Origin of the sequence: Halomonas daqiaonensis (assembly GCF_900109725.1) — a bacterium.
Lineage (GTDB): Bacteria > Pseudomonadota > Gammaproteobacteria > Pseudomonadales > Halomonadaceae > Halomonas > Halomonas daqiaonensis.
This window is the reverse complement of sequence record NZ_FOBC01000001.1, coordinates 200697-218255: the sequence shown is the minus strand read 5'-3', so window position 1 is coordinate 218255 and position 17559 is coordinate 200697. Positions and strand designations below refer to the sequence as shown.

Annotated in this window: 18 protein-coding genes and 1 tRNA gene; 9 read left to right on the top strand and 10 right to left on the bottom strand. The window is 64.2% G+C overall.

Translation table 11 applies throughout. The annotated features are described in order from the left end of the window. Positions 1 to 80: 80 nt before the first annotated feature. Together BMY30_RS01065 and hrpB are read left to right on the top strand one after the other, a co-directional pair. Entirely contained in the window at positions 81 to 764 is a 684-nt protein-coding gene (locus BMY30_RS01065; protein ID WP_089709791.1) for a TetR/AcrR family transcriptional regulator, read from the top strand. Between the two features lie 7 nt (positions 765 to 771). Continuing rightward, on the top strand, positions 772 to 3204 hold the full coding sequence (gene hrpB, locus BMY30_RS01060) for an ATP-dependent helicase HrpB (RefSeq protein ID WP_244516081.1): 2433 nt from the start codon (positions 772 to 774) through the stop codon (positions 3202 to 3204). A gap of 15 nt (positions 3205 to 3219) precedes the next feature. Here hrpB and BMY30_RS01055 read toward each other — a convergent pair whose 3' ends face one another. Continuing rightward, entirely contained in the window at positions 3220 to 5988 is a 2769-nt protein-coding gene (locus BMY30_RS01055) for a cation-translocating P-type ATPase (protein ID WP_089709789.1), read from the bottom strand. A gap of 224 nt (positions 5989 to 6212) precedes the next feature. On the opposite strand from BMY30_RS01055, the gene rluF reads away from it, so the two are divergent. After that, on the top strand, positions 6213 to 7235 hold the full coding sequence (gene rluF / locus BMY30_RS01050; protein ID WP_089709788.1) for a 23S rRNA pseudouridine(2604) synthase RluF: 1023 nt from the start codon (positions 6213 to 6215) through the stop codon (positions 7233 to 7235). 33 nt (positions 7236 to 7268) lie between these two features. Next, positions 7269 to 7874 (top strand): DUF938 domain-containing protein, encoded by a 606-nt coding sequence (locus BMY30_RS01045; protein ID WP_089709787.1) that lies wholly within the window; start codon positions 7269 to 7271, stop codon positions 7872 to 7874. Positions 7875 to 7895: 21 nt separating this feature from the next. On the opposite strand, the gene BMY30_RS01040 is transcribed toward BMY30_RS01045, so the two are convergent. The 8 genes from BMY30_RS01040 to BMY30_RS01005 all read right to left on the bottom strand — a co-directional run bounded on the left by BMY30_RS01040 (position 7896) and on the right by BMY30_RS01005 (position 12424). Then, positions 7896 to 8087: a hypothetical protein gene (locus tag BMY30_RS01040; RefSeq protein WP_089709786.1), complete on the bottom strand. Its 192-nt coding sequence runs from the start codon at positions 8085 to 8087 to the stop codon at positions 7896 to 7898. A gap of 12 nt (positions 8088 to 8099) precedes the next feature. Continuing rightward, positions 8100 to 9359 carry a TRAP transporter large permease gene (locus tag BMY30_RS01035; RefSeq protein ID WP_089709785.1) on the bottom strand — a complete coding sequence of 420 codons (1260 nt, stop codon included), beginning with the start codon at positions 9357 to 9359 and terminating at the stop codon, positions 8100 to 8102. Continuing rightward, on the bottom strand, positions 9356 to 9859 hold the full coding sequence (locus BMY30_RS01030) for a TRAP transporter small permease (protein WP_244516080.1): 504 nt from the start codon (positions 9857 to 9859) through the stop codon (positions 9356 to 9358). The genes BMY30_RS01035 and BMY30_RS01030 overlap by 4 nt, the downstream gene beginning before the upstream one ends. Further along, a complete protein-coding gene (locus BMY30_RS01025) occupies positions 9860 to 10855 on the bottom strand; it encodes a TRAP transporter substrate-binding protein (protein ID WP_089709784.1) in 996 nt (331 codons plus the stop codon). An 82-nt stretch (positions 10856 to 10937) separates the two neighbouring features. Continuing rightward, positions 10938 to 11426 carry a GNAT family N-acetyltransferase gene (locus tag BMY30_RS01020; RefSeq protein WP_170840034.1) on the bottom strand — a complete coding sequence of 163 codons (489 nt, stop codon included), beginning with the start codon at positions 11424 to 11426 and terminating at the stop codon, positions 10938 to 10940. A gap of 146 nt (positions 11427 to 11572) precedes the next feature. Continuing rightward, entirely contained in the window at positions 11573 to 11776 is a 204-nt protein-coding gene (locus BMY30_RS01015; protein WP_089709783.1) for a DUF2188 domain-containing protein, read from the bottom strand. A gap of 165 nt (positions 11777 to 11941) precedes the next feature. Next, entirely contained in the window at positions 11942 to 12190 is a 249-nt protein-coding gene (locus BMY30_RS01010) for a hypothetical protein (protein ID WP_089709782.1), read from the bottom strand. A 157-nt stretch (positions 12191 to 12347) separates the two neighbouring features. Continuing rightward, positions 12348 to 12424, bottom strand: a tRNA-Pro gene (locus tag BMY30_RS01005). Between the two features lie 199 nt (positions 12425 to 12623). Here BMY30_RS01005 and BMY30_RS01000 point away from each other — a divergent pair. Beyond that, a complete protein-coding gene (locus tag BMY30_RS01000; RefSeq protein ID WP_089709781.1) occupies positions 12624 to 13004 on the top strand; it encodes a CidA/LrgA family protein in 381 nt (126 codons plus the stop codon). Then, positions 13001 to 13732 (top strand): LrgB family protein, encoded by a 732-nt coding sequence (locus BMY30_RS00995; protein ID WP_089709780.1) that lies wholly within the window; start codon positions 13001 to 13003, stop codon positions 13730 to 13732. The genes BMY30_RS01000 and BMY30_RS00995 overlap by 4 nt, the downstream gene beginning before the upstream one ends. Positions 13733 to 13882: 150 nt before the next feature. Here BMY30_RS00995 and BMY30_RS00990 read toward each other — a convergent pair whose 3' ends face one another. Continuing rightward, positions 13883 to 14239, bottom strand: coding sequence for a hypothetical protein (locus BMY30_RS00990; RefSeq protein WP_089709779.1), 357 nt, complete (start codon positions 14237 to 14239; stop codon positions 13883 to 13885). 217 nt (positions 14240 to 14456) lie between these two features. Between BMY30_RS00990 and BMY30_RS00985 the strand changes: the two genes are divergently transcribed. From BMY30_RS00985 to ctaD, 3 genes are all read left to right on the top strand, one after another. After that, positions 14457 to 14630 carry a DUF2970 domain-containing protein gene (locus tag BMY30_RS00985; protein ID WP_089709778.1) on the top strand — a complete coding sequence of 58 codons (174 nt, stop codon included), beginning with the start codon at positions 14457 to 14459 and terminating at the stop codon, positions 14628 to 14630. Between the two features lie 120 nt (positions 14631 to 14750). Beyond that, on the top strand, positions 14751 to 15875 hold the full coding sequence (coxB, locus tag BMY30_RS00980) for a cytochrome c oxidase subunit II (protein WP_089709777.1): 1125 nt from the start codon (positions 14751 to 14753) through the stop codon (positions 15873 to 15875). A gap of 47 nt (positions 15876 to 15922) precedes the next feature. Further along, on the top strand, positions 15923 to 17554 hold the full coding sequence (ctaD, locus tag BMY30_RS00975; RefSeq protein WP_089709776.1) for a cytochrome c oxidase subunit I: 1632 nt from the start codon (positions 15923 to 15925) through the stop codon (positions 17552 to 17554). Positions 17555 to 17559: the final 5 nt, after the last annotated feature.

Sequence of the window (17559 nt, the reverse complement as noted above, 5' to 3'; positions counted from 1 at the left end):
TTTGCAAGCTCGATTGCACCTCGCCTGGGCGTGGGGCACTATCCTTGGCTTTGATCCGCCAAGGGGCAGTGAGGTGGCCGATGACACAGGGGAGTGTGCCCGCCGAGCGGGGGGTGCGAGAGCCGGGCGAGGCCAATGGGGTGACTCGCCAGCGTAACGAGCGCGAGATCCTGGCCGCGGCCGAGCGAGTCTTTGCCCGCCACGGCTATCGGGGAGCGAGTCTCCAGGCCATTGCCGAGCAGGCAGGCCTGCCCAAGTCCAACGTGCTGTACTACATGGGTAGCAAGCGTGGCCTCTATGTGCGGCTGCTGGAGCGGATGATGGCGCGCTGGAATGCGCTGCTCGATGACATCTCGGTGGAAGATGATCCCGCCGATGTCTTGGAGGCCTTCATCCGCAGCAAGATGCAGCTGTCACGGCGTCACCCCGAGGGCTCGCGGCTGTTCGCTGCCGAGATCCTCGCGGGCGCCCCTTTCCTGCAGGAGTACCTGCGCGGCGAACTGCGTGCCTGGGTCCAGGCCCGGGCGAAGATTTTCGAGCAGTGGGCCGAACGTGGGCTGATGGATCCCGTCGATCCGGTGTGGCTGATCTTCCTGATTTGGTCGGCCACCCAGCACTATGCCGATTTCGAGGCCCAGGTACTGGGCATTACCGGTCGTGACGAACTAAGCGATGCCGATGTCGAGGAGATCACCACCTTCCTCACCCGGGTGATCCTCAAGGGCTGTGGCGTGCGCTCCCGGGATGACGGGTCCACCGACTGAGCGCTCCATGACGCTTCCCATCGATTCCCGTCTCGACGCCATCAGGTCGGCCCTGGCCGATCACTCTCGCACCTTGCTGGTCGCCGAGCCCGGGGCCGGCAAGACCACCCGTGTCCCCCTGGCGCTGCTCGATGCTCCCTGGGCTCGGGGCGGTAAATTGCTGCTGCTCGAGCCACGGCGGGTGGCGGCGCGCCTGGCCGCCGGCTACATGGCCGAGAAGCTAGGGGAGAGGGTCGGCGAGACCGTGGGCTATCGCATGCGTGGCGAGAGCCGGGTGGGGCCCTCTACCCGCCTGGAGGTCGTCACCCAGGGGGTGCTGACGCGAATGCTTCAGGACGACCCCATGCTAGAGGACGTGGCCGGGGTGATTTTCGACGAGTTCCACGAGCGAAGCCTGGAGGCGGACCTGGGCCTGGCACTGGCGCTCGATGCCCAGCAGGGCCTGCGCGAGGACCTTCGCCTGCTGGTGATGTCGGCGACCCTGGATGTCGATGCTTTGCTCGGTGTGCTGGGCGACGACACCCCGGTGATCGACTGCCCGGGTCGCACCTTTCCCGTCGAGACCCACTACCAGGCGCTCAATAGCCGAGAAGACACGGCAGCCCAGCAGGCGCGATCGTTGCTTGAGGCCATGGAACAGCAGGCAGGCGACGCCTTGATGATCCTGCCCGGCGTTTCGGAGATCCGGCGGCTAGCCCGTGAACTGGCAGCAAGGGCGCCGGCGCTTGCTGTCATGGAGCTGCATGGCCGGCTGCCGCTGGAAGCCCAGCGCCGGGCCCTACGTCCCGACCCGGACGGGCGCCGCCGTGTGGTACTGGCCACGGCCATTGCCGAGTCGAGTGTCACGGTGGACGGAGTAAGCCTTGTGGTGGACGCCGGTCAAGAGCGGGTGCCGGTCTTCCAGCCGCGTACCGGGCTCACCCGGCTGGAGACGCGCCGGGTCAACCGCGCCAGCGCCGACCAGCGCCGTGGTCGAGCCGGTCGCCAGGGCCCCGGCCTCTGCGTGCGGCTGTGGGCGGAGGAGCAGCCGCTCGTTTCCCACGGCGAGCCGGAGATCCGTCAGGCGGATCTGGCGCCCCTGGCCTTCGAGCTGGCGCGCTGGGGTATCGCCGATGCCGACCAGTTGCCTTGGGTGACGCTGCCACCCGGGGCGGCCTTGGCGGCTGGTCGTGATCTGCTGCGTCGCCTGGGCCTGCTGGATGAGGCGTTCCTGCTGAGCGGGCTGGGCCGTGCCACCGTGCGTTGGCCGACCCACCCACGCCTGGCGGCGATGCTGGAGCGTGCCGCCGATCTCGATGTCGCTCCCCTAGCATGCGCCCTGGTGGCGCTGTTGGAAGGGAGTGGCCTCGATGAAGAGCGCGATATTGAGCAGGCCATGCAGGCGCGGCTCGGCTCTCCACGAGAGCATCGACAGTGGCAGCGCGATGCCGAACGACTCACGCGCATCGCTGGCGTGAAGCTCCAGGTGCCGAGCCTGGCCCCGCTGGGTGAGCTGCTGGCACTGGCTTATCCGGAGCGAGTGGCGCAACGGCTGGAACCGGGGCGCTTTCGTCTGGCCGGTGGTGGCCTGGCAACCCTTCCCGAGAGCCACTCCCTGGCACACGTCGAGTTGCTGGTTGCCGTGGAGCTTTCCGGCGAGGCCAGCGGAGCGCGAATCTTCCGTGCCGTGGCATTGGATGCGGAACGCCTGGAAGCGCTCTATCCGCAGGCCCGTGAGTGGCGGGTGAGCCTCGAGTGGTCCGATGACCAAGGCCGGCTGGTGGGCGAGCAAGTGCGCGGCCTGGGCGCCGTGGTGCTGGCGCGCAAGCCTCTCGCTAAGCTGCCACCGGAGGCGGTCAGGGCGGCGCTGCTGGAGGCGCTATGTCGGCGTGGCCTGCCGCAAGACGACGACCTGAGTCAGTTGCAGGGCAGGGTGGCGCTGCTGCGCCGGGCGCTGGGCAGTGAGTGGCCCGACTGGTCCGAGGCGACACTGCTCGAGTCACTGGACGACTGGCTGGGCCCACATCTCGACGGCGTCAACCGGCTGGACGCGATCGAGCGCCTGCCGCTGGCGCGTATCCTGCTCGACAGCCTCGATTGGTCATTGCGCTCACGCCTCGATGAGCTGGCGCCGTTGCGCCTGGCGGTGCCCAGCGGCTCGACCCATCGGCTGGACTATACGCCGTGCCTGGCGGACAAGCCGCCGGTGCTGGCGGTGAAGCTGCAGGAGTGCTTCGGTTGGCAGGCCTCGCCACGCGTCGTCGACGGTCGGGTGGCGGTGCTGTTGCACCTGCTCTCGCCGGCGCGTCGCCCGCTGCAGGTCACCGCCGACCTGGCAAGTTTCTGGGCCAATGGCTATCAGGAAGTGCGCCGCGAGATGCGTGGCCGCTATCCGAACCATCCCTGGCCCGAGGATCCGCTCAACGCGGTAGCCACCGCGCGGACCAAGCGCCGAGTGTGACAGGTTGAGCTGGCCTCAGCGCGGCTGGGCGCGATCCTGCGGATTTTCGCTGGCATTTTCGGTCGTAGCATCCCCGCCCTGGTGATGGCGAAGCACCCTCTTCTCCGCCTCCACGACCAGATAGATCGCCAGGCTGCCGGCCAGTATCACGCCCCAGTGGCCGAGGCCCAGTCCCTCGCTACCGAAGATCACTTGCATGAAGGGCAGATAGGTCCAGCCCAGCTGCAGCATCACGATGATCCCGATGGAAGCCCAGACCGGGCGGCTGCCGAAGATGCCTGCCATGGAAAGGGTGCTGAGCAGCAGGTAACGGCTGTTGATCAGGTAGGCGGCGCTGCCCATCACCAGCATGTTGACCGCACCGGTGCGGGCCAGCATCTCGCTTCCGCCGTGCTGGAGGATCCAGCTGAACATGCCGAAGACACCGACCAGCAGCAACATGGAGACGAACACCACCCGCCACAGCAGGAAGAGGTCCAGCAGCGAGGCGTCGGGATCCCGAGGTGGTCGGACCATGATGTCTTGCTCGGCGTCCTCGAAGGCCAGTGCCAGGCCAAGGGTGACCGCCACCACCATGTTGACCCACAGCGCCTGAAGCGGGGTCACCGGCAGGGTGGTGCCGGCCAGCACGGCGAGCATGATGGCCAGGCCCTGGCCGCCGTTGGTGGGCAGCAGGAAGGTGATGGTCTTGCGAATGTTGTCGTAGACCTTGCGGCCTTCGCGGATGGCGCCGACGATGGTGGCGAAGTTATCGTCGGCCAGCACCATTTCGGCGGCTTCCTTGGCGGCCTCGGTGCCCTGAATTCCCATGGCGACGCCGACGTCGGCGCGCTTGAGGGCCGGGCCGTCGTTGACCCCGTCGCCGGTCATGGCGCATATCCCGCCCTTGGCCTGCATGGCCTGTACCAGGCGCAGTTTGTGCTCCGGTGCTGCACGGGCAAAGACGTCCACCTCGAGGATGATCGCCTCGAGCTCGGCGTCCGACAGTGCCTCGATCTCGCGGCCGCTGATGCCCCGCTCGGTGTGGGCGAAGCCCAGCTGCTTGGCGATGGCCAGGGCCGTGACCGCATGATCACCGGTGATCATCACCGGGCGGATACCGGCGGCAAGGCAGTCCTTCACTGCCTCGATCGCCTCGTCCCGGGGCGGGTCGAGCAGGCCAACCAGCCCCAGCAGCACCAGTTCCTCTTCGGCGTGTTCGTCGACCAGCTCATGGATGTCGCTCACCCGCTTCTCGGCCAGCGCCAGCACCCGCAGACCGCGCTCGGAGAGGGCATGGATGCGCTCTTCCCAGAGCTCGACGTCCAGCTCGCTTACCTCACTGCCGTGGCGGACCCGGTGGCACATTTCCAGTAGCCGGTCCGGGGCGCCCTTGACCAGCAGAAGTTGTTCTCCATCCACCTCGTGGAGGGTGGCCATATATTTACGTTCGGATTCGAAGGGGATGGCGTCACGGCGAGAGTGGTCGCCGCGCAGTTTCTCGGCGGTCAGTCCGGCCTTGGCGGCGGCCACCACCAAAGCGCCCTCCGTGGGATCGCCGTGAATCTTCCAGCGGCCCTCCTCTTCCGCTAGTTCGGCGTCATTGCACAGCACCCCCACCTTGAGGAAGTGGCGCAGGGCGTGGTCTTCGTCCAGGTCGAGTGCCGCCCCCTCGGGCTTGCCGTCGCTGATGCGATGGAAGCTGCCTTCCGGGGAGAAGCCGATGCCCTCGATATGCACCTCGCCGTGCGGCAGCCAGATTGCCTGGGCGGTCATCTCGTTGCGGGTCAGGGTGCCGGTCTTGTCGGAGAAGATGGTGGAAATGGAGCCCAGGGTCTCCACTGCTGGCAGGCGGCGGATGATGGCATTACGGCTGGCCATGGCCTGCACGCCCAGCGCCAGGCCGATGGTGACGATGGCGGGCAGGCCCTCGGGGATGGCGGCCACCGCCAGGCCCACCGCGGCCATGAACATCTCGCCTAGCGGCTGACCGTGTACCAGGGCACCAAAGGCACCGGTGAGGGCGGCGGCCACCAGAATGAAGAAAGCCAGCACCTGGCCGGCGCGGTCGATCTGGCGCAGCAGCGGGGTCTTCAACTGCTCGACCCCACGCAGCATCTCCGAGATGCGCCCGATCTGAGTATGGGCGCCGGTCTCTACCACCAGGCCTCGGGCGTTGCCCTGGACCACGATAGTGCTCGCATAGGCCATACTGGTGCGATCGCCCAAATCCGCCTCGTCGTCCACGGCCGTCGTGTCCTTGTCCACCGGGGTCGACTCGCCGGTCAGTGAGGCCTCCTCGGTGCGAAAGCGCCGGGCCTCCAGCAGGCGCAGGTCGGCCGGCACCCGGTCGCCGCTCTCCACCAGCACGATATCGCCCGGCACCAGTTCCTCGGCGGGGATTGTTTCGCGACGGCCATCGCGCAGTACATTGGCCTGTGGCGAGAGCATCTGGCGAATGCTCTCCAGCGCCTGTTCGGCCTTGCCCTCCTGAATGAAGCCGATCAGGGCGATGATCAGCACCACGCCGAAGATGGCCGTGGCGTCCAGCGTATGGCCGAGTCCTAGGCTGGCAATGGCCGCGACGATCAGCACCAGCATCAGGATATTGTTGAACTGCTCCAGCAGGCGCTTCCACCAGGGGCGTGCCTGGGCCTGCTTGAGCTGATTGGGGCCATGTTCGGCAAGTCGACGCTCGGCCTCCGTGCTGTCCAATCCTTCGGCGCGACCCTCGAGGCGCTGCAGGGCCTCCTCGGTCGAGAGGGCGTGCCAGTCGACGGGCCCGTTGTGGGGGCGATCGGTCATCCGTTTCCTCCGTTGGGGAGCCAGTATCCACGATTTATCATACAGCCTGTTGCACCGCAGTGATCCAGCGCAAGGGTTTCCCGACAAGCCTTGTCCAGCGGGATCGGCAGGTCGCAAAAATGGCCAGACGGGACGGCTGGCCGTCTGGCAGATCACCCCTTACACTGCCCGGCATCGTGCCGTGTCATCGCGGCTCTTCCTTGTCTTCGTCCCGGACGCGTTACATGTCTCAGACCCTCTCGAAACGGATCAACAAGTACATCAGCGAGAGCGGCCTTTGCTCTCGTCGAGAGGCGGACCGTTACATCGAGCAGGGCAGTGTCCATATCGACGGCCGGCGCGCCACCCCCGGTGACCAGGTCTTCCCGGGTAGCGTGGTGAAGGTCAATGGCCAGGTCGTCGAGCCCCTGGCGCTGGAAGAAGAGGACCTGGTATTCATTGCCCTCAACAAGCCGGTGGGTATCGTCAGCACCACGGATCCCGGCGAGAAGGCCAATATCGTCGACTTCGTGAAGCATGGTGCCAGGATCTTTCCCGTCGGTCGTCTGGACAAGGATTCCCAGGGATTGATCTTCCTGACTAACAACGGCGATCTGGTCAATCGCATCCTGCGGGCGAGCAATCAGCACGAGAAAGAGTATCGGGTCACCGTCAACAAGCCGATCACCGATGAGTTCATCACCGGCATGGGCAGGGGCGTACCGATCCTCGGCGAGGTCACCCGCAAGTGCCGAGTGGTCAAGGAGTCCCGTTTCGTCTTCAACATCACCCTGGTCCAGGGGCTCAACCGCCAGATCCGCCGCATGTGCGAGGTGTTCGGCTATGACGTGGTGAAGCTCGAGCGGATCCGCATCATGAACGTCTCGCTCAAGGGGCTGGCGCCGGGTGAGTGGCGGGACCTGACGCCGGCCGAAGTGGCAAAGATTCTCTCCCTGACCGAGCACTCCTCCTCCGAGGTTCAGGGCAATGGCCGCCGATCCGCCAGGAACAAGGGCCGCAAGGCCGATATCGGCAAGCAGGGTACGCAGAAGCGGGGCACGCCTCGGCGGGGCGATGGTGGCAAGCCCGCCGCCGGCAAGCCGGCAAGACGCAAGGCAGCCGGCAAGACTCATGGCGCAAAGGCTCAAGCAGGGAAGCCACCGCCGGATGGCAAGACGTCCGGCTCACGAAAGCCGGGGAGTAAGCCGGGAAAAGGACCACGCCGCCCGACCGCAGGTCCGTCCCGCAAGCCCAGGGGCCGGAAATAGCCATCTCCCGAAACATCAGCCATGAGGAGTACCATGAACGACCCACGCTTGAAGAGCCCTGCCGTGGCGCGTAACCGCCAGCCGATCCTCGAGGTGCTGCAGAACGTCCTGCCTGTGAGGGCGCGAGTGCTGGAGGTGGCCAGCGGTAGTGGAGAACATGCCGTGTACCTTGCCGGTGCCAGGCCCGGCTGGGCTTGGCAGCCCAGCGACCCCAACCCCCGGGCGTTGGCTTCCATCGACGCATGGCGCGAGGGAACCGGGCAACCCAACCTGGCCGCGCCGATCCGGCTCGATGTCACCGATCACGACAGCTGGCCCAAGGGCTCCTTCGAGGCGATCGTGGCCATCAACCTGATCCATATCTCGCCCTGGGCGGTCAGCGAGGCACTGATGGCGAGCGCCGGAGACTCTCTGGTACCGGGCGGGGTGCTCTATCTCTACGGTCCCTTTCGCCGCGACGGACAACACACCGCGCCCAGTAATGAAGCCTTCGATGCTGATCTCCGGGCCCGCGACCCGCGTTGGGGGATCCGTGACCTGACGGCAGTAACGGCCGAGGCAGAGCGATGCGGTCTCGGCCTCGAACGGGTGGTGGCCATGCCGGCCAATAACCTCAGCGTGGTGTTTCGCAGGGCATAGAATCGAAACAGGCCATGGTCGTCACTCGGGGAGCTCGCCGGGCTTGCGGTATTCGACACCCTCGGCCTGGCGTTCCTCGCGTGTCTTGGTCTCGTCCTCGGCAGGCACACCCCACACGGTTTCACGGCGGCCGTCCTCCCAGGTGTAGGTGGTGCAACTGGCCAGCAGGGCCATGGCGAGCAAGCCGGCGACAGGTATTATCAATCGATGCATCGGGAAATTCTCCTAGCCGGAAAGACCCAGCAGTATCGGGACATAGACCACCAGCAGCAGTACCGCGATCAGTCCCAATAGGTAGGGAATGATGGCACGAGTGATCTGCTCCAGCGGTAATTGGGTGACCGAGGATGCCACGTAGAGGTTGATCGCCACCGGCGGGGTGATCATGCCGATGGCCAGCCCCACCACGATGATCAGACCGAAGTGGATCGGATCGATGCCCAACTGGGTCACCAGCGGCAGCAGCACCGGTGTCAGGATGATCAGGGCACTGGCCGTCTCGATGAACACCCCGGTGAGCAGGATCACCGCCACCACCAGCAGCATGATCACAAAGGGATTGGTGGACAGTGACAGTACCGCCTGGGCGATGGCGCCGGGCACCTGCCAACTGGAGAGCGTCCAGCTCAGTACCGCCGAGGTGGCGATCACCAGCATGATCACCGAGGTAGTGATCGCCGAGCGGATCAGGACGCGGTAGATGTCGGCGAGGCTTAGATCACGGTAGACGAACAGCGACACCAGCAGTGCATAGTTGACGGCCACCACGGCCGCTTCGCTAGGGGTAAACACGCCCGAGAAGATGCCGCCGAGGATGATCACCGGCGTCGCCAGGCCCCAGCTCGCGCTCCTGAAGGTCCGCCAGATGGTGGCCGGCGATAAGGCCGTGCCACGGGGGTAGTTGCGCCGATAGGCCTGGACGATGGCGATGGAGGCAAGCCCCAGGCCCATGGCGATACCGGGGATGATGCCGCTGAGGAAGAGCTTCGAGACCGACTGCTGGGCGATCACCGCGTAGATGATCATCGGCACCGAGGGTGGGATCACCACGCCGATGGTGCCGCTGGCGGCGATCAGGCTCGCCGCCGAGGCCGGCTCGTAGCCCTTCTTGCGCAGCTCCGGCACCAGGCTCGAGCCCACTGCGGCGGTGGTCGCGGCACCTGAGCCGGAGATGGCAGCGAAGAACATGCCGGCGCCCACCGAGACGATGGAGAGACCGCCCTTGAGGAAGCCGAACAGCGAATCGGCGAAGTCGACCAGTTTCTCGCTCACCTTGCCCTGGGCCATCAGGTCGCCTGCCAGGATGAACATGGGAACCGCCACCAGGGCGAAGGAATTGATGCCCTGGAACATCTGCTGGGTGACTACCATCAGCGGGACGCCCTGGGCATTGAGGGCCAGCAGGGTGCTGGCGCCGATGGCCAGGGCGATGGGTACTCCCAGCAGCATGAAGATAAAAAACAGCACGAACAGCAAGGCCGTCACGGGGGAGGTTCCTCGATGATCAGCTCCAGTAGGTCGACCAGCGCACACCAGGCCATGATCGCCGCGGAGAACGGGATTACCAGGTAGATCCAGGTCATGGAGATGCGCAGCGAGGCCGACTTCTGGAAGCTCTGCACCTGCATGTATTCGATGCCGATCGCGACCAGGGCGGCCAGGAAACCCAGGGCCACCATCAGCGCGGCGATGCGCACCAGGCGGCGGGGCAGGTCGGGCAGGGCGTCGACGACGAAGGTTACGGCGATATGCCGGCTTCGGCGGAAGGCCAGGGTGGCGCCGAGGAAGGTGATCCACACCAGCAGGAAGCGGGCCACCTCCTCGGTCCAGCCCACCGCAGTGAAGAACACCCGCGAGACGACCTGCAGGGTTATCACTCCGATCAACGCCGCCATCGCCGTGAAGACGACGGGGGCGATGACGACGTCGAGGGCGCGCTCACTCCACCGCAGCGGTCGCAGCAGGGAATGGGCGATAGAGGTCACTTACTCCAGCGCCTCCTGGATGCGCGGTAGGTAGTCGCCGAATTGCTCACCATATTTCTCGTAGACCGGGGCCACGGCGCTCTGGAAGGCGGCAATGTCGGGTTCCTCGACGATCTGCATGCCGGCCTCGCGCAGCTCCGCCAACTGCTTGGCCTGCATCTCGGCGTTGACCTGGCGCTCGTGCTCGGCGGCTTCCTGGGCGGCCTCCTCCATTACCTGTTGGGCGGCTTCAGGCAGATCATTCCAGACCGGCATGCCCATCACGAAGATCGCCGGCGCATAGGTATGCCGCGACAGCGTCATGTGATCCTGGGTCTCGTAGAGCTTGAAGGAGTGGATGACGTTGACCGGGTTCTCCTGGCCATCGATGGTGCCCTGCTGCATGGCCGTCAGCGCCTCTGTCCAGGCCATGGGCACGGCGTTGGCACCCAGTTCGCGGAAGGTATCCACGTAGACCGGGTTCTCCATCACGCGAATACGCAGGCCGTCGATGTCCGCTGGGCTTTCCACCGGGCGTTCGCTGTTGGTCAGGTTGCGAAAGCCGCGCTCGGCGTAGGCCAGGCCCTTGAGGTTGACCTCGGACAGGCGGTCGAGCAGTTCCTGGCCGATCTCGCCATCGAGCACCGCGTAGGCCGCCTCGGGAGAGGGGAACAGGAAGGGCAGTTCGAAGACCGCCATCTCTTCCAGAAAATTGGCCACAGGACCATTGGTGATCACACCCATGTCCACGGTGCCGATCTGCATGCCCTCGAGCAGGGTGCGCTCGTCGCCGAGGCTGGCGTTGGGGTAGATCTCGATATCCACCTTGCCCTCGGTGCGCTCCTCGACTAGTTCCTCGAACTTCTCGGCGGCGATATGGAAGCCATCTTGCTCGTTGACCACGTGGGCCAGACGCAGCGTCACGGGGTCCATGTCGGCGAAGTCACTGGCCTGGGCGCCGGCGACCACTGCAAGGGAGACGGAGAGTGCCAGCGTGCTGCGTGTGAAACGTTTCATTGTAATTTTCCTTCGGTGAGTCAGTCACTTGGTGAGCATGCCCGAGGCCGGTGCCGGCGGTCAATTGGAGCATGGGCGTGGCTCATAGCAACCGGTACATCACATGGGCATCCGTCATGCCCAGCGCAGGATGACGGAAGGCCCGGGGTAGGGTGCCGATGATCGTGAAGTCGTGCATCTGCCACAGCCGGATAGCCACTTCGTTGCTGGCCACCACCAGGTTGTACTGCATGGCGACGAATCCCAGCTCACGCGCCAGGGCCAGGGAGTGCTGGCACATCTGCCCGGCTACGCCGTGGCCGCGGGCCGCAGGGGCGACGATATAGCCGCAGTTCGCCACATGGTCTCCGGGGCCCGCCTGGTTGGCCTTGAGAAAGTAGGTGCCCTGCAACTCGCCGTTGTCATCGATGGCCACGCGCACGGCCCGGGGCAGTTCGATCCAGGTGCGGTGAGCGTCCTGCTCGCTGATGTCGCGGGGTAGCGCATAGGTCTCGCCGGCGCGGAAGACCGGTACGAGAATGGCCCACAGGGCCGGCCAGTCCTCGGGCTGATAGGGTCTGATGCGGATCATTCGGTGGCTCCTTGCCGAAAGCGGAATCAGGCGTTGCGCGGCCTGCTGCGCGCGCAAAAACATGGCGAGGTCATGATCCGGCCTGATGATCTCATCAGCGGCGCTATCGAGCCAGATCCAGATTCCCTCTGTCGGTGATTGGAGGCCTAGTCCTGAGCGTTGGAGGCGGGGGATGTCCCATCTTCGCGGTGGACGACGAGGACGGTCTTCTGGTTGAAGCTGACCTGCCGGCCGTAGGCCTCGGCAGCCGTCTTGGTGGCGAAATGCCGGCTGGCTCTTCGGGAGCCGCCTCTATGTACGTCCCAGCCACCCTTGGCATTCGGCACTACGTGATGCGTCGTGCGGTTCATGGTCGTTGTCCCTCATCTGCGGTGGGCGCTGCCGGATGGCGCTTTCTGCATTATAGCGCTCTCGCCTAAAGGGCAGGTGATTTCGCTGCCCTTGCATGACTCAAGTCATGGTCATGCAAGGGCGATACCCAAGGGGGATCTGGCCATGTCGGGGTAGGGGAAACCTCACACGAACTCCGGGTCATCCGTCCTGACGGTAATCGCCTCTTCCTCGCCGGGTACCGTCACGGCGAATTCGCCACCCCCGAGGTGGGTGACCGAGTGGCCCTCTCGGGTCCGAAAGGAGGAGGGGCCGTCGCTGACAGGGCCGGTGTGCTGCAGGTCGCTGAGGTCCCGGACGCTGACGAACATGTCAATGAAGTACTCGTTGCCGGCCGAGTCGAAGGCCAGGATGGTTCTCTCGTTGCGGGACACAGGAGACACCTTGGTTAGGGAAGCTTCGTGACATTCTAGCCGTCGCCGTTGCGTGTCTTCCAACATCTTCGGCCATGGCCGTGACAGCTCTGACGGGAATACAATGAAAAACCGCCACCCGGCATGATCCGTAAGTGGCGGTTTTTCTTGATGTTTCTGGTCGGAGCGACAGGATTCGAACCTGCGACCTTTGCAACCCCATTGCAACGCGCTACCAAGCTGCGCCACGCTCCGATGCGGCTTTCGGGATACCTGGCTTGTTGATCCTGGCCCCGAGAACGAGGCGTATACTAGCGCGTAGCGGGGTAAATGAAAAGTCCCTTTTGCGCTTCCGTTTCAATTGCTTGGCCGGTTGTCTCGGCGAGGCCCAGGATCCTGCTGCTTCTGTCACACTGTCTGCATTGAGAACTTGCTTGCCGAGAGGAGGGCGGATATGCCGTTGATCATGGGAATGAGCATGTTACTGGTCTGCCAGTTTGCCGGTGAGCTGGTGGCCAAGGGACTCACGCTGCCGATCCCGGGGCCGGTGATCGGCATGGTGATCCTGCTGGTGGCGTTGATGATCCGCGGCAAGGTTCCATCGAGCCTGCGCCTGACAGGTGAAGGGCTGCTGCGCTACCTGACGCTGCTGTTCGTGCCAGCCGGAGTAGGGCTGATGGTGCACTTCGAGTTGATCGGTGCCGACCTCTGGCCGATCGTGGTGACCCTGGTGGCGTCCACGGCAGTGACGCTGGGGGCGACGGCCTGGGTGCTGCAACGCCTGCAACGTGGCCATGCTCGGCGCAACGGCCGGTCGTCGGGAGGCAAGGCATGAATGTCGCCACTCTCGACCAGCTGTGGGTCTATCTCTCGGGCAATCCGCTGCTATCGCTGCTGGTGACCCTGCTGGTCTTTACTCTGGCGGTGAGGATCAACCGCACCTTGGGCGGTACGCCGTTGCTGCATCCGGTTACGCTCTCCATCGCCATGCTGATTGCCCTGCTGTTGCTGGCGGACATGGAGTACCGTACCTACTTCGAGGGGGCCCAGTTCATCCACTTCCTGCTGGGGCCGGCCACAGTGGCTCTGGCCATACCCCTTTATGATCATCGAGAGCGGGTGCGTCGGCTGCTTTGGCCGCTGCTGCTGGCGTGCGGAGTGGGGATCTTCACCGCGGTAGCCTCCACCCTGGGGCTAGCCATGCTGCTCGGCGCACGCACTGAGACACTGCTTTCCCTGGCGCCGCGCTCTGTCACCTCACCGATCGCCATGGGTATCGCCGAGCAGATCGGCGGCATACCCTCGCTGGCCGCCGGCCTGGTGTTGCTGACCGGCTCGATCGGCTGCGCCTTGGGTCCCTGGATCTTCCGCTTGTTGAGGATCAGGGATCCGGAGGTACAGGGCTTCACCCTGGGGCTGGCGGCCCATGGCTTCGGCACCGCGCACGCCTTTGCTCGACTGGGAGCCGTGGCCGGTGCCTTTTCCGGGCTGGCCATGGGGTTGACGGGCCTGCTGACCGCCTTCCTGTTGCCCCTGATTACCCGACTCTTCGGTTTTGGCTGAGCCTCGCGGTCACGAATGCTCCGAGGCGGTACGAGGCGTGGGTTACACGATATGACAGAAGGGCCGGCAGGTGCGCACCGCACCTGCCGGCCCTTGCTCCTCTTATGGGTTCTCCTTAGCGGGCTGGTTTCCCCACACCTACAGGACGTTTCATACTTCTTCCCAGACGCGGCGCCGGAAATCATTGGAGAGCTCGGTAGCCTTCTTCATCCGTTCCATCTGGGCTTCTGTGACTTCGGAGATGAGCTTCTGGTAACGTTCCTGCATTTCAGCTGGTGTCTGCGGTGTATCGCCACCCAGGGTCTGAGCAATCCTCTGGCCACTCTCGGCCAACGTCCGGAGGAACTGGGCCTCGAACTGCATGGTATCGGCGATGCTCTGCATCCAGGCCAGTTGCATCCGAGTCATTGGGGTGGCCCCCTGAGTGAACTGTTTCTGCCACCACTCCATCATCGGCTCAGTCGCACTCATGGCGGGATTGGTCTTGGAGTCTTTTTGGTTGCTCATGGTCGGTCTCCTTCATGGTCTCATGTCATAGGCTCAGGCAATATGCTGGATCCTTTTCAGCTGTCACCTTGAGTATAGAAGATGGATGCGGCTTAACGCGTTGCAGCGAAAGTGGTATGCCATTCCTGCCCAGGCGTGGAATGCGTTCACGGGTCGGCACTGACGATATGGTCTAGAGTCGACGCAAGTCTACGGTAATGCATGGAGGTTGGCAGGGATGTGGCAGGCAATCAAATCGGTGCTGGCGGCCTTTCTGGGCGTGCAGAAGGATGCACGAAGGCGCGAGGACTTCGCTTCCAACCGCCCTGGTACCTTCATCGCGGCGGGGTTGCTTGTGGGACTGGTATTCGTGTTGCTGGTGGCATTCGTGGCGGTGCTCGCCGCTCGATGACCGCCCCTGCGTTGACTATCCCGTTTACCTGGCCGGCGGTGACAGAGGTGACGAACTGTCGCACTACCCTATACTGCTGCAGGCGCTAGCTAATACAACGTTGATCCTGAGGAGGAGCCGATGCGCACGTTGCTCGCGTGGATAGCGGGAGGGCTGACCTCCGTAGTCTTGACCCCGGTTGCGCTGGCCGATGGCTGGAACATGCCTGTCGGGGTCACCGCAATCAGCCGTGATATCTATTCCCTGCACATGATCATTTTCTGGATCTGCGTGGTCATCGGCGTCATCGTCTTCGGGGCGATGTTCTATTCGCTCTTCCGCTATCGCCATTCCCGTGGTGCCAAGGCCGCTACCTTTCACGAACATACCAGCGTGGAGGTGATCTGGACGGCGATTCCGTTGCTGATCCTGGTCGGTATGGCAGTGCCTGCCACCGCCACCCTCAAGAACATGTATGACACCTCCGAAGCCGATCTCGACATCATGGTCACCGGCCAGCAGTGGCGCTGGCGATACGAGTATCTCGGGGAGGATGTCGCCTTCACCTCCAACCTTGGTACGCCTCGCGAGCAGATCAACGGCACTGGCGAGAAAGGGGAGTACTACCTGCTCGAGGTAGACGAGCCGCTGGTGCTGCCGGTGGGACAAAAAGTCCGTCTGCTGCTGACATCCGATGACGTCATCCATTCCTGGTGGGTTCCCGATCTGGCGGTCAAGCAGGACGCCATTCCCGGTTTCGTCAACGAGAACTGGGTACGCATCGAGGAGCCCGGCATCTATCGTGGCCAGTGCACCGAGCTTTGTGGCAAGGACCACGCCTTCATGCCGGTGGTGGTCGAGGCCGTGAAACCGGAGCGCTTCGACGAGTGGCTGGCCGAGCGCAAGGAAGCCGCCGCACAGGAGGCATCCAGTGCCGATCGCGAGTGGGCAATGGACGAGCTGATGGAGCGTGGCCAGCAGGTCTATGGCTCTCTTTGCGCCTCCTGCCATCAGGAGGATGGTCAAGGGATTGGCAATTTTCCGGCACTGGCCGGCAATGAGGCCATGCTCGACGACGTGGACTGGCACATCGATCGCGTCGTGAATGGCGTGTCGGGGACCGCCATGGCGTCCTTCCGCAACACCCTCAGTGCGGTGGAGATCGCTGCCGTGGTCACCTACGAACGCAACGCCTGGGGCAATGAGTCCGGCGATAGCGTACAACCGTCGGAAATCGCCGAGCGTCTCGCCGATCAGGGTGAGTGACCGGCCTTTCCGTTTCTCTTTCGTGATGCCCAACAGGGAGATTTCCGATGGCTTCCCACCTGCCACCCAAGCCGACACCGCAGCACAGCACGGCCACCGCCGGTGGCATGGCCGAGGCCGGACATGCCCGGCCCCGTGGGCTGATGCGCTGGCTGTTGACCACCAACCACAAGGAGATCGGTAGCCTTTACCTGATCTTCTCGCTGACGATGTTCTTCATCGGGGGGATCTTCGCCCTGGTGGTGCGCGCCGAGCTGTTCCAACCCGGCTTGCAACTGGTGCGGCCCGAATTCTTCAACCAGATGACCACCATGCATGGCCTTATCATGGTGTTCGGGGCGATCATGCCTGCCTTCGTGGGGCTCGCCAACTGGATGGTACCGCTGCAGATCGGTGCCCCGGACATGGCCTTGCCGCGCTTGAACAACTTCAGCTTCTGGCTGCTGCCGGTGGCCTTCGCCCTGCTGCTCAGCACCCTGCTGATGCCGGGTGGCGGGCCCAATTTCGGCTGGACTTTCTATGCGCCGCTCTCGACCACCTATGCGCCGCCGTCCACCACCTTCTTCATCCTCTCGCTGCACATCGCGGGTATCAGTTCGATCCTCGGTGCCATCAACATCATTGCCACCATCCTCAACCTGCGCGCCCCGGGGATGCGTATGATGGACATGCCGCTGTTCGTCTGGACCTGGCTCATCACCGCCTTCCTGTTGATCGCGGTGATGCCGGTGCTTGCCGGGGTGATCACCATGATGCTGATGGACATCAATTTCGGCACCAGCTTCTTCAATGCGGCCGGCGGCGGTGATCCGGTACTGTTCCAGCATCTGTTCTGGTTCTTCGGGCACCCCGAGGTCTACATCATGATCCTGCCGGCCTTCGGCATCGTCTCGGCGATCATCCCGACCTTCTCCCGCAAGCGGCTGTTCGGCTACGCCTCCATGGTCTACGCCACGGCGGCCATCGCCCTCCTTTCTTTCCTGGTCTGGGCGCATCACATGTTCGTGGTGGGCCTGCCGCTGGTGGCCGAGCTGTTCTTCATGTACACCACCATGCTGATCGCGGTCCCCACAGGGGTGAAGATCTTCAACTGGGTGGCGACGATGTTCCGTGGCTCGATCAGCTTCGAGCCACCGATGCTTTTCGCGTTGGCCTTCGTGGTGCAGTTTACTGTCGGTGGCTTCTCGGGGCTGATGCTGGCTATCTCGCCGGCCGATTTCCAGTATCACGACACCTACTTCGTGGTGGCGCACTTCCACTATGTGCTCGTGCCCGGTGCGCTCTTCGCGATCCTGGCCGGGGCCTACTACTGGCTACCCAAGTGGACCGGCCATTATCCAAACCTGCGGCTGTCCCAATGGCACTTCTGGCTATCCGTGATCGGCGTCAACCTGACCTTCTTCCCGATGCACTTCTCGGGGCTCGCCGGCATGCCGCGACGCATCCCCGACTATGCCCTGCAGTTCGCCGACTTCAACCTGGCCGCGAGCATGGGCGCCTTCCTGTTCGGCGCCTCCCAGCTGCTCTTCGTGCTGGTGATCATCAAGTGTGTGCGCGGTGGCGAAAAGGCGCCGGCCAAGGCCTGGGAGGGGGCCGAGGATCTGGAGTGGAGCGTGCCTAGCCCGGCACCGCTTCACACCTTCGAAACGCCCCCGGACTTTCATCCCCATCAGCACTGAGTGAC

Bases quoted from the DNA above. Each gene is read 5' to 3' on its own strand.
- BMY30_RS01065 (WP_089709791.1), top strand. From the start codon at position 81: ATGACACAGGGGAGTGTGCCCGCCGAGCGGGGGGTGCGAGAGCCGGGC.
- hrpB (WP_244516081.1), top strand. From the start codon at position 772: ATGACGCTTCCCATCGATTCCCGTCTCGACGCCATCAGGTCGGCCCTG.
- BMY30_RS01055 (WP_089709789.1), bottom strand. From the start codon at position 5,988: ATGACCGATCGCCCCCACAACGGGCCCGTCGACTGGCACGCCCTCTCG.
- rluF (WP_089709788.1), top strand. From the start codon at position 6,213: ATGTCTCAGACCCTCTCGAAACGGATCAACAAGTACATCAGCGAGAGC.
- BMY30_RS01045 (WP_089709787.1), top strand. From the start codon at position 7,269: ATGAACGACCCACGCTTGAAGAGCCCTGCCGTGGCGCGTAACCGCCAG.
- BMY30_RS01040 (WP_089709786.1), bottom strand. From the start codon at position 8,087: ATGCATCGATTGATAATACCTGTCGCCGGCTTGCTCGCCATGGCCCTG.
- BMY30_RS01025 (WP_089709784.1), bottom strand. From the start codon at position 10,855: ATGAAACGTTTCACACGCAGCACGCTGGCACTCTCCGTCTCCCTTGCA.
- BMY30_RS01020 (WP_170840034.1), bottom strand. From the start codon at position 11,426: ATGATCCGCATCAGACCCTATCAGCCCGAGGACTGGCCGGCCCTGTGG.
- BMY30_RS01015 (WP_089709783.1), bottom strand. From the start codon at position 11,776: ATGAACCGCACGACGCATCACGTAGTGCCGAATGCCAAGGGTGGCTGG.
- BMY30_RS01000 (WP_089709781.1), top strand. From the start codon at position 12,624: ATGCCGTTGATCATGGGAATGAGCATGTTACTGGTCTGCCAGTTTGCC.
- BMY30_RS00995 (WP_089709780.1), top strand. From the start codon at position 13,001: ATGAATGTCGCCACTCTCGACCAGCTGTGGGTCTATCTCTCGGGCAAT.
- BMY30_RS00990 (WP_089709779.1), bottom strand. From the start codon at position 14,239: ATGAGCAACCAAAAAGACTCCAAGACCAATCCCGCCATGAGTGCGACT.
- BMY30_RS00985 (WP_089709778.1), top strand. From the start codon at position 14,457: ATGTGGCAGGCAATCAAATCGGTGCTGGCGGCCTTTCTGGGCGTGCAG.
- coxB (WP_089709777.1), top strand. From the start codon at position 14,751: ATGCGCACGTTGCTCGCGTGGATAGCGGGAGGGCTGACCTCCGTAGTC.
- ctaD (WP_089709776.1), top strand. From the start codon at position 15,923: ATGGCTTCCCACCTGCCACCCAAGCCGACACCGCAGCACAGCACGGCC.